At 67.1% G+C, this 22287-nt stretch carries 27 protein-coding genes and 1 pseudogene; 17 read left to right on the top strand and 11 right to left on the bottom strand.

Translation table 11 applies throughout. From position 1 onward, the window contains the following. Positions 1–1449 carry an efflux transporter outer membrane subunit gene (locus B7G54_RS10795; RefSeq protein WP_244289321.1) on the bottom strand — a complete coding sequence of 483 codons (1449 nt, stop codon included), beginning with the start codon at positions 1447–1449 and terminating at the stop codon, positions 1–3. 154 nt (positions 1450–1603) lie between these two features. Here B7G54_RS10795 and B7G54_RS10790 point away from each other — a divergent pair, with 154 nt between their 5' ends. Beyond that, the gene (locus B7G54_RS10790; protein WP_085039085.1) at positions 1604–2440 is read left to right on the top strand and encodes an AraC family transcriptional regulator; all 837 of its coding nucleotides are present in this window, start codon (positions 1604–1606) and stop codon (positions 2438–2440) included. Positions 2441–2549: 109 nt separating this feature from the next. Then, complete coding sequence (locus B7G54_RS10785; protein ID WP_085039084.1) at positions 2550–3917, top strand: glutamate--cysteine ligase; 1368 nt, start codon at positions 2550–2552, stop codon at positions 3915–3917. A gap of 19 nt (positions 3918–3936) precedes the next feature. Here B7G54_RS10785 and B7G54_RS10780 read toward each other — a convergent pair whose 3' ends face one another. Then, positions 3937–5049, bottom strand: a complete 1113-nt coding sequence (locus tag B7G54_RS10780) for a 3-deoxy-7-phosphoheptulonate synthase (RefSeq protein ID WP_085039083.1) — start codon at positions 5047–5049, stop codon at positions 3937–3939. 381 nt (positions 5050–5430) lie between these two features. On the opposite strand from B7G54_RS10780, the gene B7G54_RS10775 reads away from it, so the two are divergent. The 3 genes from B7G54_RS10775 to B7G54_RS10765 are packed head-to-tail and all read left to right on the top strand — an operon-like array spanning position 5431 to position 7077. After that, complete coding sequence (locus B7G54_RS10775; RefSeq protein ID WP_021159585.1) at positions 5431–5841, top strand: acyl-CoA thioesterase; 411 nt, start codon at positions 5431–5433, stop codon at positions 5839–5841. 28 nt (positions 5842–5869) lie between these two features. Further along, positions 5870–6517, top strand: coding sequence for a hypothetical protein (locus B7G54_RS10770; protein ID WP_085039082.1), 648 nt, complete (start codon positions 5870–5872; stop codon positions 6515–6517). Further along, the gene (locus B7G54_RS10765; protein ID WP_085039081.1) at positions 6514–7077 is read left to right on the top strand and encodes a shikimate kinase; all 564 of its coding nucleotides are present in this window, start codon (positions 6514–6516) and stop codon (positions 7075–7077) included. The genes B7G54_RS10770 and B7G54_RS10765 overlap by 4 nt, the downstream gene beginning before the upstream one ends. Before the next feature lie 463 nt (positions 7078–7540). On the opposite strand, the gene B7G54_RS10760 is transcribed toward B7G54_RS10765, so the two are convergent. Together B7G54_RS10760 and B7G54_RS10755 are read right to left on the bottom strand one after the other, a co-directional pair. Next, positions 7541–7918, bottom strand: a complete 378-nt coding sequence (locus B7G54_RS10760; RefSeq protein ID WP_244289320.1) for a hypothetical protein — start codon at positions 7916–7918, stop codon at positions 7541–7543. 106 nt (positions 7919–8024) lie between these two features. Beyond that, on the bottom strand, positions 8025–8408 hold the full coding sequence (locus tag B7G54_RS10755) for a hypothetical protein (protein ID WP_085039080.1): 384 nt from the start codon (positions 8406–8408) through the stop codon (positions 8025–8027). Between the two features lie 251 nt (positions 8409–8659). Here B7G54_RS10755 and B7G54_RS10750 point away from each other — a divergent pair, with 251 nt between their 5' ends. The 8 genes from B7G54_RS10750 to B7G54_RS10715 all read left to right on the top strand — a co-directional run bounded on the left by B7G54_RS10750 (position 8660) and on the right by B7G54_RS10715 (position 13224). Further along, positions 8660–9100: an Hsp20/alpha crystallin family protein gene (locus tag B7G54_RS10750; RefSeq protein ID WP_085039079.1), complete on the top strand. Its 441-nt coding sequence runs from the start codon at positions 8660–8662 to the stop codon at positions 9098–9100. 15 nt (positions 9101–9115) lie between these two features. Continuing rightward, positions 9116–9523 carry an Hsp20/alpha crystallin family protein gene (locus B7G54_RS10745; RefSeq protein ID WP_085039078.1) on the top strand — a complete coding sequence of 136 codons (408 nt, stop codon included), beginning with the start codon at positions 9116–9118 and terminating at the stop codon, positions 9521–9523. Between the two features lie 125 nt (positions 9524–9648). After that, complete coding sequence (locus B7G54_RS10740) at positions 9649–9870, top strand: hypothetical protein (RefSeq protein ID WP_244289319.1); 222 nt, start codon at positions 9649–9651, stop codon at positions 9868–9870. A 50-nt stretch (positions 9871–9920) separates the two neighbouring features. Then, a complete protein-coding gene (locus tag B7G54_RS10735; RefSeq protein ID WP_085039077.1) occupies positions 9921–10484 on the top strand; it encodes an Hsp20/alpha crystallin family protein in 564 nt (187 codons plus the stop codon). Between the two features lie 141 nt (positions 10485–10625). Further along, complete coding sequence (locus B7G54_RS10730) at positions 10626–10868, top strand: hypothetical protein (protein WP_085039076.1); 243 nt, start codon at positions 10626–10628, stop codon at positions 10866–10868. Between the two features lie 349 nt (positions 10869–11217). Beyond that, complete coding sequence (locus B7G54_RS10725) at positions 11218–11637, top strand: organic hydroperoxide resistance protein (RefSeq protein WP_085039200.1); 420 nt, start codon at positions 11218–11220, stop codon at positions 11635–11637. A gap of 66 nt (positions 11638–11703) precedes the next feature. Continuing rightward, the gene (locus B7G54_RS10720; RefSeq protein ID WP_085039075.1) at positions 11704–12039 is read left to right on the top strand and encodes a DUF4148 domain-containing protein; all 336 of its coding nucleotides are present in this window, start codon (positions 11704–11706) and stop codon (positions 12037–12039) included. A 462-nt stretch (positions 12040–12501) separates the two neighbouring features. Continuing rightward, a complete protein-coding gene (locus B7G54_RS10715; protein WP_085039074.1) occupies positions 12502–13224 on the top strand; it encodes a GNAT family N-acetyltransferase in 723 nt (240 codons plus the stop codon). A 48-nt stretch (positions 13225–13272) separates the two neighbouring features. Here the strand turns inward: B7G54_RS10715 and B7G54_RS10710 are convergent, their stop codons facing one another. The 5 genes and pseudogenes from B7G54_RS10710 to B7G54_RS38070 form a co-directional block, all read right to left on the bottom strand. Beyond that, on the bottom strand, positions 13273–13728 hold the full coding sequence (locus tag B7G54_RS10710; RefSeq protein ID WP_085039073.1) for a MarR family winged helix-turn-helix transcriptional regulator: 456 nt from the start codon (positions 13726–13728) through the stop codon (positions 13273–13275). Positions 13729–13830: 102 nt separating this feature from the next. Next, on the bottom strand, positions 13831–13959 hold the full coding sequence (locus B7G54_RS39985) for a hypothetical protein (RefSeq protein WP_279628065.1): 129 nt from the start codon (positions 13957–13959) through the stop codon (positions 13831–13833). Continuing rightward, complete coding sequence (locus tag B7G54_RS10705) at positions 13956–14327, bottom strand: GFA family protein (RefSeq protein ID WP_085039072.1); 372 nt, start codon at positions 14325–14327, stop codon at positions 13956–13958. The genes B7G54_RS39985 and B7G54_RS10705 overlap by 4 nt, the downstream gene beginning before the upstream one ends. Positions 14328–14522: 195 nt before the next feature. After that, entirely contained in the window at positions 14523–15623 is a 1101-nt protein-coding gene (locus tag B7G54_RS10700) for an NAD(P)H-dependent flavin oxidoreductase (RefSeq protein ID WP_085039071.1), read from the bottom strand. A 277-nt stretch (positions 15624–15900) separates the two neighbouring features. After that, positions 15901–16050 (bottom strand): annotated as a pseudogene (locus B7G54_RS38070) (MFS transporter); the annotation flags it as partial. Between the two features lie 164 nt (positions 16051–16214). Between B7G54_RS38070 and B7G54_RS10690 the strand changes: the two are divergent. Both B7G54_RS10690 and B7G54_RS10685 read left to right on the top strand, forming a co-directional pair. Further along, the gene (locus tag B7G54_RS10690; protein ID WP_085039069.1) at positions 16215–16847 is read left to right on the top strand and encodes a 5-formyltetrahydrofolate cyclo-ligase; all 633 of its coding nucleotides are present in this window, start codon (positions 16215–16217) and stop codon (positions 16845–16847) included. A gap of 14 nt (positions 16848–16861) precedes the next feature. Then, a complete protein-coding gene (locus tag B7G54_RS10685; RefSeq protein WP_085039068.1) occupies positions 16862–17545 on the top strand; it encodes a hypothetical protein in 684 nt (227 codons plus the stop codon). 60 nt (positions 17546–17605) lie between these two features. On the opposite strand, the gene B7G54_RS10680 is transcribed toward B7G54_RS10685, so the two are convergent. Then, complete coding sequence (locus tag B7G54_RS10680; protein WP_085039067.1) at positions 17606–18739, bottom strand: AAA family ATPase; 1134 nt, start codon at positions 18737–18739, stop codon at positions 17606–17608. Between the two features lie 41 nt (positions 18740–18780). Further along, positions 18781–19650: an RNA ligase family protein gene (locus B7G54_RS10675; protein WP_085039066.1), complete on the bottom strand. Its 870-nt coding sequence runs from the start codon at positions 19648–19650 to the stop codon at positions 18781–18783. Positions 19651–20383: 733 nt separating this feature from the next. Between B7G54_RS10675 and B7G54_RS10665 the strand changes: the two genes are divergently transcribed. Further along, positions 20384–21532 (top strand): RNA ligase RtcB family protein, encoded by a 1149-nt coding sequence (locus B7G54_RS10665; RefSeq protein WP_085039065.1) that lies wholly within the window; start codon positions 20384–20386, stop codon positions 21530–21532. After that, entirely contained in the window at positions 21532–22140 is a 609-nt protein-coding gene (gene prfH / locus B7G54_RS10660; protein WP_341866375.1) for a peptide chain release factor H, read from the top strand. The genes B7G54_RS10665 and prfH overlap by 1 nt, the downstream gene beginning before the upstream one ends. Positions 22141–22287: the final 147 nt, after the last annotated feature.

Below are 22287 nucleotides of genomic sequence, written 5' to 3'. Positions count from 1 at the left end.
TCAAGGACGTTGGGAAGGAGTGGCGGCGAGCGCGACGTCGTCCGGCTCGGCGCGAAAGCCGCCGCCGAGCGCGGCGACGAGCTGCAGCGACTGGTCCGCGCGCTGCGCGCGCAGCACGGCGACCTCGCGGCTCGCGATCAGCAGTTGCTGGCGCACGACGAGCGCGTCGAGGTAGCTGCCGACGCCGGCCCGGTAGCGCGCGTCCGCGAGCCGCCACGCGTCGGTCGCGGAGTCGAATGCACGCTGCTGCGCATCGGTCTGCACGGCAAGCGAATGCAGCCGGTGCAGGTCGTCGGCCACCTCGCCGATCGCACCGATCAGCGTCTTGTTGTAGCCGGCGACCGCGAGGTCGTATTGCGCGTCGCGCCTGCGCAGCACGCCGCGCCGTTCGCCGCCGTCGAAGATCGGCAGGCTTACGGCCGGGCTGGCGTTGTAGGTGCGCGACGCGGCCTGGAACAACGAGGCGCCGCCGCGCGTTGCGAGCCCGATCAGCGCGGTGAGACTGACGTTGGGCAGGAAATCCGCACGGGCGGCCGCGACGTTGCGGCTGGCCGCCTCGACTCGCCAGCGCGCGGCGACGAGGTCGGCGCGCCGGCCGAGCAGCGCGGCCGGCAGGTCGGCCGGCACCGCGAGCGCGGCGGCCGGCAGCGGCGCGGGCCGCACGAGCGCGAGGCCGCGATCGGGGCCCGCGCCGAGCAGGATCGCCAGCGCGATGCGCGCGCTGTCGATCGCCTGCGCCGTGCGTGCCTGCTCGCGCGTGGCGGCCGCGACTTCGCTTTCCGCCTGGCGCTGTTGCGCAACGTTGTCGATGCCTTTCGTGACGCGCTGGCGCGTGAGCGTGAGCGCTTCGTCGGCGCGCTCGTATTCGGCCTGCGCGACGTCCTGCTGATCGAATGCGTACGCGAGATTCACGTAGGCGCGTGCGACGTTGACCGACAGCAGCACGCGTGCAGCCTGCGCATCGATGCGCGCGGCACGCGCTTCGCCGAGTGCGGCTTCCCACGCGGCACGGCGGCCGCCCCACAGATCGAGGTCCCAGCTCAGGCCGAGATTGATCTCGCGCGTGTGGCTGAAGAAGCCGCCGCCCTCGCCCGAAGAAAACTGGGTGCCGGACAGCCGCTCGGCCTTCGCGCTCGCCCGGCCGACGAGGTGCGGCAGCCGTGCGGCCTGCGCCTCGATCACCAGCGCCTGCGCTTCGCGTGCGCGCGCATCGGCGGTCGCGAGATCGGGGTTGCCGGCGAGTGCCTCGTCGATCAGCGCGCTCAGTTGCGCATCGTTCAGCGCGCGCCACCAGTCGGCAGCCGGCCAGTCGGCGGCCGGCACCTGCGCGAGGCTGCGCGATGCGGCAAGCGTATCGGCGCCGCGCAGCGTGCCGGCCGGCGCGAGCCCGTCGCGGCTCGCGCATGCGCCGAGCACGACGAGCGCCGCGGCGACGGCGATTCGCGACATGACGCGCAGTGCGCCGGCATCGCGTGCCCAGGGAGCAAGTGCTGCATGCATCGCATTCCTCTGCTTCGTATCGGATTGAACACGATATGCATTGTTGGACGCCCCCGGATAAAGCTGATAATGTTGTTTAGACAAAAAATAATGAATTCCGGCCATGCCCATCCGAGACATTTCTCCACCGCGTACCGCCCAGCGCGCCGACGCCGATCCGAGCGAACGTGAGGACGGCCCGTCGCTGATCGCCGTCTGGGGCGAGGACGACGGCAGCAACACGTACCGGCTCGGCACTCGCGAGGTCGACTGGCACAGCCATCTGCGCGGCCAGGTGTTCTGCGTGGAAAGCGGGTTCGCGCACGTGCGCACGCCGCACGGTTCGTGGCTGTTGCCGCCGCATCGCGCGGGCTGGATTCCGCCGGGCGAGCAGCACAAGGTCAGCATCAGCGGTGCGTTGAGCGGCTGGAGTGTCGTGATCGCACCGGCGGCGAGCCGGCGGATGCCGGGCCAGCCGTGCGTGATCGCAATCACCGAGCTGATGCGCGCGCTCGTGCGGCGCGCGGTGTCGTGGGCCGACCAGGACCGGCTCGACATCGAGCAGGCGCGCATCAGCATCGTGCTGCTCGACGAGATGCGCCGTGCACCGCACGAACCGCTGCACCTGCCGATGCCGCGCGACCGGCGGCTGCTGCGCATCGCCAACGCGATCCTCGGGCAGCCGCACGACAGCCGCACGCTCGAAGCGTGGGCCGAATGGGCCGGGCTGTCCGCCCGCACGCTGAGCCGCCTGTTCGTCGCGGAAACCGGCACGAGCTTCGCGCAATGGCGTCAGCAGGCGCGCCTGACGCATGCGCTCGAACGTCTCGCGAACGGCGACAGCATCGCCAACATCGCCGACGCGCTGGGCTACGCGACGCCGAGCAATTTCATCGCGATGTTTCGCCGCGCGTTCGGCGATTCGCCCGCGCATTACTTCGCGAAGCGCAAGCAGCCGTAGGACAGCCCCGCACCTATCACCCCTGCCAGTACAGCGCCCGCATCGACATCGCTATAGTCGCCGTGCGACCGGCCGGTCGGTCGCTCAATGTGACTTGTGGAGGGTGTCGATGTCGAATGCCGTTGGGTCGGACCACACGCCGATCGTCTCCGAGCAGCAGCTCGTCGATCATCTGGCCGCCGGCTGCAAGCCGGCCGCGCAGTTCCGGATCGGAACCGAGCACGAGAAGTTCGTCGTCGCGCGTGCGACGCACGCCGCTGCGCCTTACGACGGGCCGTCAGGGATCGCCGCGGTGCTTGCGCGGCTGCAAGGCGATGGCACGCCGATCGTCGATGCCGGACGGACCGTCGGCGTGATCCAGCGCGACGGCGCCGCGATCTCGCTCGAGCCGGCCGGCCAGCTCGAACTGTCGGGCGCGCCGCTCGATACGCTGCACGACACGCACGCCGAACTGCATGCGCACCTCGCCGCGGCCCGCGACGCGTGCGACCCGCTCGGACTGCGCTGCGCGCCGCTGGGTTTTCACCCTCACCTTGCGCGTGCGGCGCTGCCGTGGATGCCGAAGCAGCGCTACGGGATCATGCAGCGCTATATGCCGCGCGTCGGGACGCGCGGGCTCGACATGATGCAGCGCACCTGTACCGTTCAGGTCAACCTCGATTTCGCGTCGGAAAGCGACATGGCGCGCAAGCTGCGCGTATCGCTCGCGCTGCAGCCGGTTGCAACCGCGCTGTTCGCGAATTCGCCGTTCTCCGAAGGCCGGCCGACCGGCCTGCTGTCGACGCGTGCACACACGTGGCTCGACACCGACGAGGATCGCTGCGGGGCGCCTGCGCTGTTCCTGTCGCGCAGCTTCGGTTTCGAGCGCTACGTGAGCTGGCTGCTCGACAACGTGCCGATGTATTTCGTGCGGCGCGGCGATCGCTACGCGGATGCGACCGGATGGACGTTCCGCGATTTCATGCGACGCCGCGTTCCGCATCTCGAGGGCGACACGCCGACGCTCGGCGATTTCACGGACCATCTGACGACGGTCTTCACCGAAGTGCGGCTGAAACGCTATCTCGAGATGCGCGGCGCCGATGCGGGCTCGCCCGCGATGATGGTTGCGCTATCCGCGTTCTGGACCGGCCTGCTGTACGATCCGGCCGCGCTGTCGGAGGCCGAGACGCTGGCCGCCGCGATCGACCGCGGCGCGTTGCTGACCTTGCGGCGCGACGTGCCGCGTTTCGGGCTCGGCGCGTCGGCCGACGGCCGCCCGTTGCGCGCGTTCGCGGCCGATGCGCTGGCGATTGCGCATCGCGGCCTGCGCGCGCGGGCGCGCCGGGATGCAGCCGGCCGCGACGAATCCATCTATCTCGCGCCGCTCGACGAGATCGTCGCCGGTGCGCCGACCCAGGCCGAGCACTGGCTCGCCCGCTATCGCGACGCCTGGGCCGGCGACGCGACGCGGATCTATGACGAAGCCGAAATCTGACCGTGCTGCGCCGGGCCGCTCACGCGCAGCACGCGAGCAGCGGTTCGTGCGTGAATTCGATGTCCGGCGCCGGCGCATGGCCTCGCCGCCGCGCACGAACCGCGTACGCGAGCGTCTCGAGCAGTTGCGTGGTATCGGCAAACGACAGGCACGCGTCGGTGATGCTCTGCCCGTAGCGCAGCGGCATGCCGGGCACGAGATCCTGGCGCCCTTCGATCAGGTTCGACTCGATCAGCACGCCGACGATGCGCGTATCGCCGGCCGCGACCTGCGTGGCGACGGCCGTGCCGACGCCCAGTTGATTGCGGAACTGGCGGCGGCTGTTGCCGTGGCTGACGTCGATCATCACGCGCGGTGCGCAGTGCGCGGCCGCCATGCGTTCGCAGGCGGCATTCACGGCGGCCGCGTCGAAATTCGGTTCGCGCCCGCCGCGCAGTACGACGTGCGTATGCGGATTGCCGGACGATGCCGTCGCGCATAACCGGCCGCCCGCATCGACCGACAGGAAGCGATGCGCTCGCGCGGCCGCACACATCGCATCGACGGCCACCTGGACGTTGCCGTCGGTGCCGTTCTTGAAGCCGATCGGGATCGGCAGCGACGACGCCAGCTCGCGATGCACCTGCGATTCCACGGTGCGGGCGCCGATTGCACCCCATGCGACGAGGTCGGCCAGGTAGCGCGGCGACAGCGGATCGAGAAACTCGGTCGCCGCCGGCATCTCCGCCCCGTTGATGTCGCACAGCAGCGCGCGGGCCATCTGCAGCCCCGCATCGATCCGTTCGCTGCCGTCCAGCTGCGGGTCGTTGATGAGCCCTTTCCAGCCGACCGTCGTGCGCGGCTTCTCGAAGTACACGCGCATCACGATTTCCAGCTCGTCCGCGAATCGCGCGCGTTGCAGCGCGAGCCGCGCCGCATAGTCGCGCGCCGCGGCCGGGTCGTGCACCGAGCACGGGCCGGCGATGACCACGAGACGGTCGTCCTTGCCGTTCAGCACGTCGACGATCGCGCGGCGAGCCGTATGAACCGTGCGCGACGCGCGCAACGCAGGCTGCAGCGCGCCGGCCAGATCCGCGGGGGACGGCAGGTGCAGCACGGCGTCACGGTCCGTCGTCCAGGTATTTTCATGCATGGGGACTGCCCTCCTGTCGATAATTCGGGGGATTTTTTACTACAACGCGACTGTATGGAATGGCTCTTTCCGTGCGCAACTAACATAGTTGCCAGTTTTTAATTCATAACCTTATGAATGACAGAAATAAGCGAGGCCGTCGGAAATTAAGGTATGGGTCTTGCCTGTTTTTGGGATGCCGTGCGGGCTGGAAATTCGATTTCCAATAGCGAATTCCGGAGCAAAGTTCCGGGTTGTGACAGTAGCGCGAGTGACCTTCCGCAGCCGTTCGCTATTCGTTCTGATAGTGGCGTCCCGATAGGGGTTCGATTAATTTTCAAATTCCTGACAGGCCAATCAGGATCAAATATATAAATGAACCAGTCATTGCGGAGAATCACCATGTCGAAACGCCATTACGAAACGCCCATTCACGTCAAGTATCGCGATACGGATTCGATGGGGCATGTGAGCAGTCCCGTCTATTACGACTATCTGCAGCATTCGTACCTCTGCTACATGTTCGATCTCCTCGGCCTGCCGCGGAGCGAGAAGCTGCCGCACATCATGGTGAAGACGCAGTGCGAGTACCTCGCACCAGCGCAATTCGGCGACAACCTGACGATCCGGTCGAGCATCGTGCGTTTCGGCAGCAAGAGCTTCGATCTCGAACACCTGATGGAGCGCGATGACCAGACCATCGTCGCGCGCGGGATGTCGACGCACGTGATGTTCGATTACGCGAACAACACGACGCAGGCCGTACCCGACGAGTTCAAGGCACGCGTGCTCGAATTCCAGGGTTCGCTGTGATGCGCGCGCGCCATTCCGGGAGCGACACGTGAGCGCCGTGGTGGCGCGCGCCCGGCGCCGGATCGGGGCAATCGTCGAGCGCCGCGACGATCGCGCGATCGTCATCGTCCGGCATGCCGCGCAGGCGTTGCTCGAGCCGGCCGCGCTCGAGCGGCACCGTGCGCTCGTCAGCCGCCACGAGGACGAACTCGAGGTGCTGCTGCAGCCGTGCGGTGGCGTGCACGACGGCGTGCGGCCGCTGCTCGGCCGGTTGCGGGATGCCGGCGTGACCGTCGCGCTCGACGCGGCGACGCTCGCTCACGACGCGTCGCTGCTCGAGTTCGCGAGCTGGGTCACACAGTGCGCGACGCCCGGCGACACGGCGCCGCCGCGTGACGACGCAGCCGTGCCGGGCGGTGGGCTGTTCTGCGGCCTGGTCATGCGGTGGCGCGACCTGCGCAACGGGTGGCGGCGGCCCGAGCGCGATGCGGCGACCGTGCGCACGCCGCAAGCCATCGCGGCGGATGCGGCCGACCACATCGCGGGCGGCAATCCGGACGGGCAGGTGCTCGGCGCACTGCTCGACGCCGACGACGCAGCCACCGGCGCCGCGCTCGACACGCTGTCGGACGCGGTACGCGCGCGGCGAATCTGTGCGGCGACGCGGGCCGGCTGGCCGCTCGCGCGGCGGCTATGAGCGCAGTCGTCGCGGCGGCCGATGCGCGCGCCCTGCCCGCCCGCGCGTTCCTGGTCGGCATGATGGGTGCGGGCAAATCGACGCTCGGCCGCGCGCTCGCGGCATCGCTCGGCTGGACGTTTGCCGATGGCGACGAAGAGATCGAGCGGCGCACCGGCCGCTCGGTCGCGGTGCTGTTCGACAGGGTCGGCGAAGGCGGCTTTCGTCTGCTCGAAACGCAAATCCTCGACGAACTGACGCAGCGCCCGAACGTCGTCGTGGCGACCGGCGGGGGCGCGGTACTGAATCCGCGCAGCCGCGCGCGCTTGCGCGAGCGCGGCTGCGTGATCTACCTGCATGCGGATCCGGATGCGCTGTGGCGCCGCACGCGCGACGACACGCGCCGGCCGTTGCTGCAGGTGGCCGACCCGCGGCAAACGCTCGCCGCGTTGTACCGCATGCGCGACCCGCTGTATCGCGAATGCGCGCATGCGCTCGTCGATACGACTTCGCAGGGTGTCGCTCGCACGACGGCCGACGTGTTGACCGTGCTGCGGGCACGGATCAACGTGGCGGATTGAGAGCGCGCGCAACGTGCGCTCGCTTCCCTGCCCTCGAATCGACGGTGAGACGCATGGAGGCGGCCCGGACTTTGGGCATCAGGTGCGTTTTCGAAGCGGCGAGTTTAGATTTAAAATCGTAGTGTTGTGATAAGAAAAGTTATCCGGATAGTCGCATCATTTTTACGATCTCGAGCAGTAACGTCTGATTTCTCTTGCGCTAATCTGAGCGGCCCCATTACGGCACCGACGCGAACGCGACACGAGCGGCGCACACCACGGGCATATGCCGTTTGCCCGTCATCGCAAGACGGGCTGGCAACGCAAAATATAAAAACCGGCGCGAAAAAGTCGAGGGCCTCGATGTACTGTTGGCCATCGCGGGCGACCGCGACGACATCCGCCCGAGCGGGCGGACCGGAACCGCGCAGAAAACGGATGCCGCGCACGGTCGTGCATGCGCCTTCGAAGCGCTCCCGTCGGATCAGTAGATTGGAAACACGAAGTCCGGCACCGGTGCAAACTGGATCCCGGAGTCCGGGCAGGTGATGCGCCCTCTCACGGCGACCCGCTGGTTCAGATAGGGCAACAGCAGTAAGTGTTCGGTGGTGCCGGTCTGACCGAGCAGGATGTCGGTCACGACCTTGTCGCTGCACGGTGACGCGGCCGGGCGATCCAGCTGGATCGTCGTATAGTCCCCCGGAGCGAACTGCCCGTTGCCCCGCTGGATCGTGCCGGTGATCCAGATGTCCTGCCGTACCGGCAATGCCCGCGGCAGCGGCGCAACAGCCACCACCGCTGCGGGCAAGGCGCCCGCGGCCAGGGTGGCCGCAGCGAGTAGTCCATATGAACATACTTTCACGATGGTGCTCCCATTCCGCGACCGGCGCCGCCGTGCCCGCCCCACGCCCGCATGGCAGGAGGCGGGAACCGGTGCCGCCCGCACGGCGCGGCGCCGAACCGATCGATCATCGGATCGGCGGTGTCGTACCCAGCTTCTCCGACAGCATCCGCTCGTACACGCCAAAGTGCAGATCGACCTCCTTTTGCGTGACGGGGGTGACCGTGAAGTTGATCTGGTCAGGCAACAGGCCCAGCACAACCGCCACCGCGGCTTCAAGTTGCGGTGCACAAACCTTGTCCTCCGCCATCGTCGTACCGACCAGCACGTCGTAGGTCTTTTCTTGCCGGCAGACGACCTCGACGAGTCGCGCCCGCGCGCTCATGTTGTTGTCGATCGCGAGCCGGACGACCTCTGCGACGGTGCGCATCGTCTCGGTCGGAAAGCCCTTCGTCGAGCGCAGCCGGATACGATGCCTGCCAAGCGTGAGCCAGTCCGTGTCGAATTCCATGGGGTCCTCCGTAACGCAGTCCCGATTCGCCGCGATGATAGGATCCGGCGCAAAAATTTCAAGTGCAAAAAAACGGCTGTCGCCCCTTGAAATTTTCCGCAGAGTTCCTATCTTAGGTTTCGCTCAGGCAGACGCGCGGGTCGCTTCATTCCGCGCGCTGCGTGTTTCGATTTGTTTGCCAACAGTCTGGCAGGCGAACTGGAGCGCGTAGGCCCGTTCGCCTCCCGGCTGTACCCAAGGAGGATACGATCGTGAGCGATCTTTACTTCGGAACCGACCTCTTCGGCGAGTTCGACCGCCTGCAGCAGCAGATGGCCCAGCTCTTCGGCGGTTTCCCGTCCAGCATCCGCGCCGGCCGGCTCGGCGCCTTTCCTCAGATCAACATCGGTGCGACTAACGAGTCGATCGAGATCGTCGCATTCGCCCCGGGCATCAACGCCACCGAACTCGACGTATCGATCGACAAGGGCCTGCTGACCATCAGCGGCGAACGCAAATCGACACAGCCCGAGGCTGGAAGCGAGACGCGCACCTATGCGCAGGAGCGCTTTGTCGGCACCTTCCGGCGCGTCATCGAGCTGCCCGACACCGCTGATCCCGACAAGGTCCAGGCGCGCTACGAAAATGGCTGCCTGTCGATCAGTGTCGGCAAGCGCGAGTCGTCCAAGCCACGCGCCATTACTGTCCAGTAACCTGAGGAGCCGATCATGACCGACATGACCCAACTGGCTGAACGCGACCAGTCCGGCGTAGCACGTCGAGACACTGAACAGGCCACGCGCCGAATCACGCTCACCCCGGCCGTCGACATATACGAGGACAGCCAGGGCGTCACGTTGTGGGCAGATCTTCCCGGCGTGACGAAGGACAAGCTGGACGTCAAGGTTCACGACAGCAGCCTCTCGATCGAGGCCGAGGCGGTGGTGCCAACGCCGGAAAATCTGCGGCTGCAGCATGCCGAGGTCCGCCAACCGCACTTCGCCCGAACGTTCACGCTGTCACCAGACTTCGATACGTCAAAGATCGAGGCGAGCCTCCAGGACGGGGTGCTGAAGCTGACAATCCCGCGCCGCGACGAGGCGCGCCCACGACGCATCGAAATCAAGACCAACTGACGCGCCAGCAGCGGCAGGTGGCAGCGCGAGCGTCTCCGTTGCCGCGAAACAGGAACAGGGAGCCCGAGGCCTGATATGACGCTGGCGTCTTGGAAAGGACACGCATCCACGTCCGCACGATCCCCGTGCGCCAGATCGTGGCACGCGTGTCCGCTCCGGACGGCCACATCGCCATTGTGCGGATCGAACGGAGCGGTGAGGTGTTGGCCGACCGGCAGCTGCCGTGCTTCAGCGAACGCGGGACGAGCGCTGCCGAAGCACAGCGCGACGCGATCGAGTGCGCGATGACACTGATCGATCGCGGCGTGCCGGGAGCAGTCGGCGCTCAGGGCGTGCCCGCTACCTGATGGTCTGGCGGCCACGCTCGCAACAGATTGAAGCTGAATCGGAGGACGCTATGAACACCGATCTGAAAAAGTGGAACCCCTTCAAGTTCCTTCGCGGAGCGGCCCGCAAGTCGGATGCGGAAGGCCAGGAAAGCCCGCCGGCAAGCGAACCGTGGCGGGCCTCGTGGCCTGACATGCCGCGGCTGTTCTCACGTGAACCATGGCGCGCAGTGGAGGACTTCTTTCATGACCCGTTTGCGGGCCGTGGCGCGCTCGAACGATGGTTTGGCGACTTCAGTTCATCGCGCTTCCAGCCGCGCATCGACGTCGTCGATGAAGGGCCGGTGCTACGCGTGACGGTCGAACTGCCCGGGATGGAGCGCGAAGACCTGAAGGTGAGCGTCGAGGATGGGGCAATCGTGCTGCGCGGAGAGAAAAAGCAGGATGTGCGCAGCGAGGAAAGCGGCTGCTACCGGCTGGAGCGCGCCCATGGAAGCTTCATGCGCACGATCCCGATGCCGGAAAACGCCGATCCCGACCATACGTTGGCAAAGTTCGACAACGGTGTACTCACGTTGACCGTGCCGAAATCGGAGCCGGCGCAGAGCGCGAGTCGCACGATCGATATCGGCTAGGGCAAGCACGGAAAAATCCCGTGGCGGGCTGATACCAGACGGTACGCGCCATCACCGCGGTGTGTCTCGACGACACAGGTTCGCGGGCGCTTCTTTGCGTGACGGCTCGCTTCGGGCGCAACGCGCTTCAGGAGGTGTCGTATGCAAACGGACAACGTCATGGAGTATCACGGCTGCGAGGTCCGGCCGGTGGTAACCGCCACCGGAAAGGGCCGCTATGCAGCAGCGGCCATCGTTACCGACCGGGCCGGCGAAACACGCACGCTCGGCGTCGATGGAGACTTCGCCAACGCCCAGGAGGCACGCGATGAAGCGCTGGAGCTTGCCGTTGCATGGATCCAGCAACGCTCAGTCGTTTCAGAGCGGTATGTCCGACGGATCTAGCACGCCGGCCGTGATCCTCGTCGTGATCGTCGTGATCGCCGAGATCGCCGAGATCGCCGAGATCGCCGAGATCGACCCGGCGTGACCAATCGGCCGCCCCGCGGGGCAGCCAGCCATTTCCGGGGCCGTTTTCGCCCGCCCTGCCCGAATTCGTGCACCTCGAATATCAGGGTTGGATCGCCGGAAAGCCTTGTCCGGCGAAGCCGTACGCGTTCCAGATACATTGGAATACAAAATATCGCATGCGATATAATCGAATGCGCTTTACGTGAGCGGTCGTCTCGACGAAACTTCATCGCATGCGATCGAATCGCATCTGAGACAAACCAGCCAACTGACGGAGCAAATGATGAGCAAGATCGAAAAAGTGCTGTACACCGGCAAGACGCATACGACTTCGGGCGGCCGCGACGGCACGGCCCGCAGTTCCGACTGCCGCCTCGACATCCAGTTGTCGTCGCCGGGCAGCGCCGGCACCGGAACCAATCCGGAACAACTGTTCGCGGCCGGCTGGTCGGCCTGCTTCATCGGCGCGATGCAGCTTGCGGCGCGTGCCGCGAAGGTGACGCTGCCGGCCGATCTGGCAGTCGACGCCGAAGTGGATCTCGGCACCGCCGGCAACGCGTACTTCCTGCAAGCCCGTCTGAACGTGAGCGTGCCGGGGCTCGATCGCGACGTCGCGCAGCGCATCGTCGATGCCGCGCACCAGACCTGCCCGTATTCGAAGGCGACGCGCGGCAACATCGACGTCGACATCCGTATCGCTTGAACGTTGCATCAGGCGGCCTGGCGCCGCCTTGCCGAATACCCGATTCCTGCTCTTTTTTTGAGGTGAATGATGAATACCCGACTGATCGCCGCCCTTCTCGTCGCTGTTTCGGCCGCTGTTGCCGCACCGGCGTTCGCCAGCGAAGCCACCGTGACGCGTGCGCAGGTGCGTGCGGAACTGGCCGCGCTGCAGCAGGCCGGCTACCTGCCGAACCGGCCCAACGACCCGAACTATCCGGACAATCTCCAGGCTGCGCTGCGCCGGGTCCACGACAACGATGCGGTTGCCGTTGCGGTCGAGTCGCAGGCGTCCGGTTACGGCAGCGACGCCGGCGGTGCGACGCAGTCGGGCGGCCGCAGCGCGGTTCGCACGGCCGGGCGCTCGATCTACTTCGGTCATTGAGCATGGCGCGCCGGAAGCGTCCGAAAATCCGGGCAACGTGTGGCAAACGGGGGCGTGCGAGCACGCGCGTTCCTCGTCGACCTTCGGCCGAAAGCTGCGTTGCAGGTTGACATGCACGACGTGCTTGCGTCAGTTTGGGATTCGATAGCGCAGAGCGTCGATGTGGCTGCCGGCTCTTGCGGCCAGCGAGTACGCAAGAAGAGACAGCAGCCGCGGCAGCCCGAACCGGTACCCATACCCGAGCGCGTTCGAATCGCCGAGTGTCGCGGCGGGCCGGTCGAGGTGACGGCCGGGATCGGGGAACGGGCTGGCGGTGATCCTGTCGTTCCCGATATGGGTGGATCCGCAGCGGTGGCGGCGGTCGCGCGGGCTACGGCCGGACGTGCCGTGAAGGCGGCGCGCCCTTCCCGTCCGATCCCGGTCTATGCTGTGCAATCGAAACCGTCAATCGAGGAGCAGCCGATGTCCGATGCAACGACCGGAAACGCGACAGGCAGTGCGCACCCGCTCGACCATGTGGTGTGGAACGCGCTGACGGGCAGGCAGCGCCGCTTTGCGCTCGGCAACGACCGCGCCTGGCGGTTTCCGGCGGCCATCGCGCCGTTCGCCGCGATCGAGGACACGAGCGCGCCATCGTTCGACGCGTTGCACGCACTGATCGCCGCGCACGGGCCGGCGGCGCTGGTCACGCCGGACGAGATCGAGCTGCCGGAGGGATTGTCCGTGATCCGGCGCGCGAACCTGTTGCAGATGGTCTGGCAAGGGACGCTCGACCCGGCACCGGTACCTGAATCGCGCCACGTCACGCTCGCCGAAGCCGACGTGCCGGAGATGCTCGCGCTGACCACGGCCGCGCAGCCCGGCCCGTTCGGCCCGCGCACCTACGAACTCGGCCATTACATCGGCATCCGCAGCGAAGGCAGGCTGGCCGCGATGGCCGGCGAGCGGATGCAGGTCGACGGGCATACCGAGATCAGCGCCGTCTGCGTGGATGCCGCGTTCCGGCGGCAAGGGCTTGCGGCGCGTCTGATTCGATCGTTGATTGCGGAGATCGATGCGCGCGCGGACACACCTTTCCTCCACGTCCTCACGTCGAACCAGGTCGCGATCGAGCGCTATCTCGCACTCGGCTTCGTCGTTCGTCGCGAGATGCACCTGCTGGTGCTGGGCGACGCGCACGCATGACGACGCGGCCGGCGCGATGCTCGTGCCGGCCGCCGGTGGTGCGTGCGTTTATTCGTCGGTCGACCGGATCAGGTTGCCGCGCAGCGTGACGATCGCCTTCTGCATCTTCGCGAATTCATCCGGCTTCAACCCGGTGGCTTCGACCAGATTCATGTCGAGCCCCTTCTCGCGCACACGGCGGCCGCTCTTCGTCAGGCTGACGAGCACCTGGCGTTCGTCCGACGGATCGCGGTGCCGCTCCAGGTAGCCCATCGCCTCGAGCTTCTTCAGGATCGGCGTCAGCGTATTGGATTCGAGGAACAGCTTCTCGCCGAGCTGGCCGACCGTCTGGTTGTCCTGCTCCCACAGCGCAATGATCGTGATGTATTGCGTATACGTGAGGCCGAGCTCTTCGAGGATCGGCTTGTACGCCTTGCCGAACGCGAGGTTCGTCGAGTAAATCGCAAAGCACAGGAACTCGGACAGCTTCGGCGCAGCGGCGGATGGGGCTTCGGTCGGTTTCATGGACTTCCTCCAGCGACGCGAACGGTCGCAGATAGACGCATTATATATCGCGTGCGATCTTATCGGAAGCATGATAATCGGTCTCGATGAACCGGCGCGCCGTCAGTCCGCCCTGCGGCGTTTGCCGGCCTGCGTGCGGCTGACCGACAGCAGCGTGCATTGCACCGGATGCGCGATTTCGGTCGCGAGCCCGCCTGCGGCAAACAGCAGGATCATCAGCCAGCGTTTCATGCGTCCTCCACGACCGAGAGGCTCGCGCCGTCGGCGACCGTCGCGTCGAGCGCATACGGATCGACACCGTCGAGACACCCGAGATTGACGCGCCAGCATGCGGGGTCCTTGCGTGTCTGATGGAACGGATAGATGCCGCAATGGCTGCAGAAATAGTGACGGGCCGTGCGCGTGTTGAATTGGTAGCACGTCAGCGCGCCCTCGCCCTCGACGATCTTCAGTTCGCTTGCGGCGAACATCGGGCTCATCAGCGCGCCGCGCCGGCGGCACATGCTGCAGTTGCAGCGCGTCGCCGGCGTAACGGCCGTTCTGACTTCGAATTTGACGACCCCGCAATGGCAGGACCCTTTGTACCAGGTTGCAGACATGATGGACTCCGGAAGCGGTCATGCCTGCTTTATAGCGGACGCCCGACGCTGCGTTGTATCGCGATGTATCCGTGGTTCGTGCAGATACAGAACATTGCAAATCGACGGCGGACGGCAAAGTATCGGTGCGGCAACCGGGACGCGTTCACCGATCGCCGACGCGTACCTGCGGCTCGCCGCCCGCGGATCTTCCGGTCAATCCAGCACGTGCTGCATCCGCTCGATCGCCGCCCGCGTTTCGCGCTCGAGCGCGGCGAACAGCTCGGCAGCCGGCAGCGGCCGCACGAGCGGTGCCGCCTGCCCGGCCCACTGCGCGCCGTAGCCGAATTCCCCCTTCGCCTTCGCGGCCGCATGCAGCGCCTTGCCGGCGTCGTACGCGATCGGGTATGCGGGCGTGGCCGGCGCGTGCGGGTCGTCGCCGAGCGCGGTCAGCCGGTTCGCAATGCCGCGTGCGATGCGGCCGGAAATCGCGGCCGTGAACGTCGTGCGGCGGGCGGCATCGCCAAGAATGGCGCGGCGATAACCGTCGTCGATCGACGTCTCCGGGCATGCGACGAACGCGGTGCCGAGCTGGGCGGCCTGCGCGCCGAGCGCGAGCGCGGCGGCGATGCCCTCGCCGTCCATGATGCCGCCGGCGGCGATCACCGGCAGCGCGCACTCGCGCACGATCAGGCGCGTGAGCGCGAACGTGCCGAGGCGATCGTCATGCGCGGTCGAATCGAATACGCCGCGGTGCCCGCCCGCTTCGATGCCCTGCGCGACGATCGCGTCGATGCCGGCGGCGGCGATCTGCCGTGCCTCGTCGAGGTTCGTCGCGGCCGCGAACAGCGTGATGCCCGCGCGCTTCAGTGCGGTGATCACGTCCGCGGACGGCAGCCCGAAATGGAAGCTCACGACGGCCGGTTTTTCTTCGACGAGCAGCGCCTGCATCGCGTCGTCGGCAATGAAGCTCGTATAGATCTCCGACAGCGATGCGGGCGGCGTCGCGCCGTATTCGCGGAACACCGGCGCGAGCCATTCGAGCCACGCATGTTCGACGGCCGCGTCGGCGTGCGCCGGCTGGTGGCAGAACACGTTGATGTTGAACGGCCGGTCGGTGAGCGCGCGCGTGTCGCGGATCATCTTGCGGGCGCCGTCGGCGTTCGTCGCGCCCACGCCGAGCGAGCCGAGCCCGCCCGCATTCGACACGGCGGCCGCCAGCGCCGGCGTGCTGACGCCGGCCATCGGCGCCTGGACGATCGGGGCGCGGATGCCAAGCGTGCGCAACAGCGTCCGCTTGTCGGGGGATTGATTCATGTCGCTTGCCTCCTGCAAGATCCGTCATCGAAATGCTTCGGCCGCATGCGGGCCGAAGCGCGTGGGTCGGGTTCGGATCGGTGCGCGCTTGTCGTGCGTTGCGCGCGACCGGTCACGTGAAAGCCATGTCGAAAGCGATGGGCAGCCGTGCGGTGCGGTGCCTGCCACGACGGCAATCGCACCGCGCGGCGAAGGCGAGCGTTGCCGTCGTTCTCCTGCGCGGTGCCCGCAACTGCGCCCATCCTACGCCAGCCCGCGATCCGCCGGCCAGCCGGTATCGGCCGCGCGCCCAATGCGCGAGCCCCGCGCAGGCCGCCAGCAGCGCACCCGTCATGAAGAACACCGAATGCAGCCCCAGCGCGACGCCGATCTGCCCGCCGATCACCGGGCCGACCACCTGCCCGCTGAACTGCGCGGCCGGCAGGTAGGTAGCCGAGCATTTGCCGGGGGATACTGCGTTTGCCGTTTTGGCCCTACAATGCGCAGGCGAAGAAACCGCATGATCGGCCGTCACGGTGCCGCGTTCATCGAACGCAGCGCCCGACATTCAAGCGGTTCCGCTGAATAACGAACAACATCCAACCAGCACTCATGAAAAGAAGAACGTTTCTCGCGCTGCCCGCCGTGGCAGCGTCCGGCATGCTCGCCGGCTGCGCCAATTTCGGTCCCGTCACCAAGGCGTGGATGAAGGATTCGAAATACGACGAAACCTTGTCGACCTTCCTGATTACCGCGGACGGCAAGCAACTCGTCGTGCTCGGCAAGAAGTATCACTACATCTTCGAGATGCCACCGAGCCTTGCGACGGTGCTCAACGCGCCCTATCGCCCTAAGATTCATACGGCGTTCAACGATTTCGAGGCGCACGGCGACGAGATCACCGGTCAGTACACGATGAGGCTGGACTACTCGGATGCGCCGACCGGCTCCGATGTGCGCGAGCGCGCGCTCGCGGACGGTTTCAAGAAGGACGGTGCCTACCTGGAGTCGGAAGGCAAGATCAGCGGCAAGCGCTATCTGCCGAACGACGTCACGCCTGCGTCGGTTCCGCAGGCATTCAATCGTCCGTATGAGGTCAGGGTGACGGACAAGCTGACGGCTGTCGGCCGCGGCGCCAAGCTGGCGTTGTCGCCGATCGCGATGGCGGCGGACGGCGCACTGGGCCTGCTCGGTCTCGCGCTGCTCCCGATCGCGATCACCACATTCATCATCGTGGCGAGTTGAGGCCGGACTCCACGATGAAATCCCGTGCCCCCACGATGTTCCGGATCGGCTTTCTCGCCGCCTGTCTCGCATTCGCGCAACAGGCCGTCGCCGAAAGCGACTGGGACGCCGCGCGCCATGTCCGTACCGATTGGGTATTCGCGTCGATGAAGGAAAGCGACGTGCGGCCCACGCTCGATCGCGCATTGAAGGATCAGGTGCGCTGGGCGGGCCTGCCCGGCAACGCACCCGATGCAGGCGCGTTCCAATGCCCGACGCTCGCGTTGCCGCCGCCGTCGGCCGAAGCCCAGGCTGCGTTCGACGCGGCGCCGTCGCCGCGCGGCCGCGAAGCCGACAAGGCGTACGCGAAGGCCGCGTCGCTCGGTTCGTGGCGTGCGGCCGCGCGCCTGGCGAGCAGTTCGCTCGACGACGAGGATTGGGAAGGCGCGCAGCCGGCGATTGCATGGCTGCTCGTTCATCACGTGCCGGCCGGCTACAACAAGCTCGCGGATGTCTTGCAGGCGATGTCGGGCTACGACGGGGAAACGCCCGGCGAGGGCATGAACGGGATGATCGCGTCGCTGCGCTGGCGCGCGGCGCGCGAAGGCGATCCGGTCGCGCAGATGGAGATAGCCGATCTGTTCGAGAAGCTCGGCAAGACCGATCTCGTCACGGCACTGCGCGCCTGTGCGACGCAGCAGAACCCCGCGCTGAAATGAAGCGAGCCGGTACGCCGCGGTGATTTGCGGCGTACCGGCTCGTGTTGTGACGTTGTCGCATCAGACTTCGTACCGCACCGCGTGCGCTTCGGTGGGCAGCGGCAGATCCCAGCGCAGCAGCATCGCCTCGAGCGCGCGGTTCGTCAGCGACGTGTCGCGCCGCGCGTTGCGGCGCAACAGTTCCGCGCGCGGCCGTTCGAGGTAGACGAGCGTCACGTCGGCGCCGTACGCAAACAGCAGGTCGAGCGTCTTCTTGCGCATCAGCGGCGACAGGTTCGTCGCGTTCCATACGAACGGCCGCTGCTCTCGCAACAGCGCCTTTGCAGCGTCGACCGCATGGTGCGCGACGGCGCCCTCGTTCTGACCATGACGCAATCCCAATGCATCGCGCGCATCGTCGAACGACACGACCGGCAGATCCGGATGATGCCGCGCGACCCACGTGTTCTTGCCCGACGCGGGTAGCCCCGACATCACGACGACCTGCGAGCCCGGCGTGCGGAACAGCGGATAGTCGGGATGCACGTCCGCGCCGCGAAAGTAGCTGAGCGCCGTGTGCGCGTCGGCGAACGCGCGCGGCTGGCCGTAACAGCCCTCTTCCCTCGCCAGTTCGCGCAACAGTTCGATGTTGTCGAGCACGCGCTGCGTATCGGCGCAGATGCGCCCGCGAATATCGGCTTCGGCGAGCAGGCACAGCAGCGGCAGGCTGACCTGCCACGACAGCTCGCGCGCGATGAACTCGGGCGTGCCGCGGCGCGAGCCGCTCATCGCGAAGAACGGCACCTGGTGCACGGCGATCATCCGGCAGATCGCCTCGCGCACCGCGAACGGCACGCCGGCATCCCACAGCGCGATACGCGCATCGATCGCACCCTTGCGCGAGTGGCCGGGATGGCCGATTGCACCGGTCACGGGATCGACGACCGTCGTGCCGGCCTTCGCGATGTCGTGCAGCAGCGCGGCCAGGAACACGATTTCCTGGTCGGCGCGCGACGCGGCCTGGTACTCGGGCAGCGCGAGCAGCGCATCGATCACCATCGTCGTATGCGTCCACACGTCGCCTTCGCCGTGGTGCGCGGGCTCCTGCGGTGTCGTCTTCGCGTGTTCGAGCGCGGGAAACGCCGCGAGGCACGCGCGATAGTCCGGCTGCCGGCCGGGCGCGGGCACGAGTGCCTGCAGTTGTTCGTACTTCATGATCAAGACTCCTCTCGAAACGGCGCACGGCCGTTCCGCATTCATGTGTTCGGGTGCGCAGCGGGGATCGATCCCCACGTGACCGTCGGGCGCGGCGCATACAGGTCGACACCCGGCGCGAGCAGGTTCGGGATGAACGGCTGCTCCGAGTGATGGCGCGCCGATTCGAGAATGGCCTGCACGAAATCGTGGCGCACCCACTTCAGGCGCGCGGTCGTCGTGTCGCCCGTCTCGACCTTCACGTAGAGCCCTTCGGAGCGCTCCGACTTGTCGCACTGCTGCCATGCACGCGCGAGGTCGAGCCCCTGCCGCCGCACCGTTTCCTCGAACGCGCGACGCCAGTCCGGCGTCTTCGCGAGCGACGGGCCGAGCAGCGCCTTCAGGTCGGCGAGCCGCGCCGGCGCGACGCCTTCGTACAGGACGGGCACCGACAGCACGGGCCCGTCGGCAAGCAGCGCGCGACGCGCGGGCGTCGACAGGAAACGGCCCGTCGCGCGGTCGAACACGTCGAACTCGAAGAAGTGATGCGGCAGTGCGTCGTAGAACACCGCGTGCTTCTTGCTCATCGTCTCGCCGTACATCACGTAGCGATCGCCGAGGCGGTCGAGCAGCCAGCCCGCATGGGCGGCTGCCCAGGTCTTCACGAAACCGAACTGCCGCTCGCGGCCGCCGCCGGCCAGATAATGGCCGCGCGACTGCAGCAGCAGTTCGCCCGCCGGGCTGAAGCTGATGCCCGTGTTCGCCCCGTCGAGCTTTTCCTCGACGACGAGTTGGGCGCCCGCGAGGGTGCGATAGGGAACGTGGTCGTGACCTTCGTCGCCGTCCTGCAGGCGCGAGCCTTCGAGGTGCGGCGTGCGCGGGTAGCGGGCGAGGTCGAGCGATTGCGCGTAAGCGCGAAAATCCAGCGTCATGGTCTTTCTCCGGAAACAAGGGAAAAAGCCGACGACGTGAACGAACGATGGGGTGTGCGTTGCGGTGTCAGTGCGTGTCCGGGCGCATGCCTGCGATCAGTATTCCGGCGCCGCGAGGCAGACGGAAACGGGCAGGACGACACGCGGCCGGGACGGCAGTCGTCGGCGTATCAGGCGAAGGGACGAATGTTTGCGGGCACTTGGATCACCGATTCGATGAGGGTTCAGGGATGAAGCAGGCGGATGCTACGAAACGGCTTTTGCGCTGTCAAGCGCGGCTGGATGCATCCGTTGCGATGGCCTGCATGCGCCGAATGCCTGCTGTGGCGTGCCGCGCATGCCTTCGATACGGAAATGATCCGGATTCCTATGTGTGTGTTTTTCGCCACATCGAGCGATGATTCGATCGGCAACGCCGCGCTACCCGCTTGCTGCACCTGTCGCGTGCATGCTAGAGTCGCCGCCATTCCGATCAACCCCACACTCGCAAGGAGAAGAAAACATGACGTCACGCCAGCACTCCTCCCGTCGCGGGTCGTAGTTCGGGTTTTTCGCGTCCGTTCGTTTCATCGTTCACGCCACGCAGCACACCCTATCGCCGTCACGGCGATGAGCCGGGTCGTTCCGATCCGGTCGTGCCGCCCTCTTCCCGACTTCCGATGTCGGGCAGCGCATGTGTGCGCTGCCTGCGCCATGGCCCGCCGTTCTTCCTTTTCATCGAACGGAAACCTCCATGGGCAATTCCATGCAATACCTGGCCGAGCGCATCACGCTGTGCGCTTGCGCCACCACCTGGATCGAAGGTGAGGCAATCCGGCAGCTCGAACACGCTGCCACCCTCCCCGGCATGCGGCGTGTCGCCGGCATGCCCGATCTTCACCCCGGACGCGGCTACCCGGTGGGCGCCGCGTTCTTCTCGACGGGCCGGCTGTATCCGGCGCTGATCGGCGGCGATATCGGCTGCGGGATGGCGCTGTGGCAAACCGCGCTCGATGCGCGGCGCGTCAGCGCGTCGAAGCTCGCGAGCCGGCTCGGCTCGATCGACGCCACGCCCGATGCAAGCTGGCAGCCGCGCATTGCGGCCGCCGGTTTCGCGGATCACGCGTTCGCGGTGTCGCTCGGCACGATCGGCAGCGGCAATCATTTCGCCGAGGCGCAGCGGATCGACGCGGTGTACGACGCCGATGCCGTCCAGGCACTCGGTCTCGATCGCGACCGCCTGCTGCTGCTCGTGCACAGCGGGTCGCGCGGCTTCGGCCAGTCGATCCTCGAGCAGCACATGCGCGAGCACGGCTACAACGGCCTCGACGACACGGATCCCGCGTGCACGGCGTACCTCGCGCGTCACGATGCGGCGTTGCGCTACGCGATCGCGAATCGCGACCTGATCGCGCGGCGCATGCTGGCGCGCTGGCGCACCGATGGCCGGTGCGTGCTCGACGTGAACCACAACCTGGTGAGCCGTGCGAGCGTCGACGGCGAGCCGGGCTGGCTGCATCGCAAAGGCGCGACACCGGCCGACGCGGGGCCGGTCGTCATTCCCGGGTCACGCGGCGACTACAGCTACCTCGTCGCACCGGTGCGGCCCGACGATGCGGCCAGCCTTGCGTCGCTGGCGCACGGTGCGGGCCGCAAGTGGGCGCGCGGCGATTGCAAGGGGCGCCTCGAACGGCGCTTCACGCCGTCGCAGCTCACGCGCACGCCGCTCGGCAGCCACGTGATCTGCGAAGATCGCGAACTGCTGTACGAAGAAGCCCCGCAGGCCTACAAGCCGATCGACAGCGTCGTCGACGCGCTCGAAGCGGCCGGCCTGCTGCGCAGGCTGGCGCGGCTTGCGCCCGTGCTGACCTACAAGACGTCCGGGGAGGCTGGCCGATGCTGATGCAGATTTCTTCGGCGCACGGCCCGCTGGAGTGCCAGCTTGCCGCGGCCAATGCGTTGCGGCGCCTGCAGGCGGAAGCCGACGCGCAGCGCGTCGTCGTCACGGTACTCGATGTGCAGCCGGGCGAACGGCCCGGCACGCTGCGCTCGGCGCTGCTCGATCTCGACGGCGCCGCTGCGCAGGCGCTCGCGGGCCGCTGGACGGGCACGCTGCAATGGATTTGCGCGAGCCCATACCGGTTGCGCCATCCACGCAAGAACTGGTTCATCGGCGTCACGCGCTGTGCCGACGCGCAGCCGCTGCCGGATGGCGACGTTCGGTTCGAAGCGATGCGCGCACGCGGGCCGGGCGGCCAGCATGTGAACAAGACGAGCTCCGCGATTCGTGCCACCCATGTCGCGACCGGCCTGTCGGTGCGCGTGGAAAGCGAGCGCAGCCAGCACGCGAACAGGCGTCTGGCGCTGCAGTTACTGCAGGTTCGACTGCAGCAGGAAGCCGACCGGCACGCCTCCGATGCGCGACGGCAGCGGCGGATGCAGCACTTTGCGCTGGAGCGCGGCAACCCCGTGCGCGTGTTTTACGGGGCGGCGTTCGTGCCGGCTGACTGAGCGCGACGGCGTGGCTGCCGGCGGTTGTTGCGCCGGCGGCCATGCAACCGGCCTCATGGTTTTCCCGGCCTGCCGGTTGCGCGAAAGCGCAACCGGTTCCGGTGCATTACCGCGCGCCACGCAGGCTGCACGGGCCTGCCGCACCCA

It is taken from the genome of Burkholderia puraquae, assembly GCF_002099195.1.
GTDB classification, from domain to species: domain Bacteria; phylum Pseudomonadota; class Gammaproteobacteria; order Burkholderiales; family Burkholderiaceae; genus Burkholderia; species Burkholderia puraquae.
The sequence above is the reverse complement of the archived record's forward strand: the minus strand, read 5'-3'. Positions and strand labels throughout refer to the sequence as shown.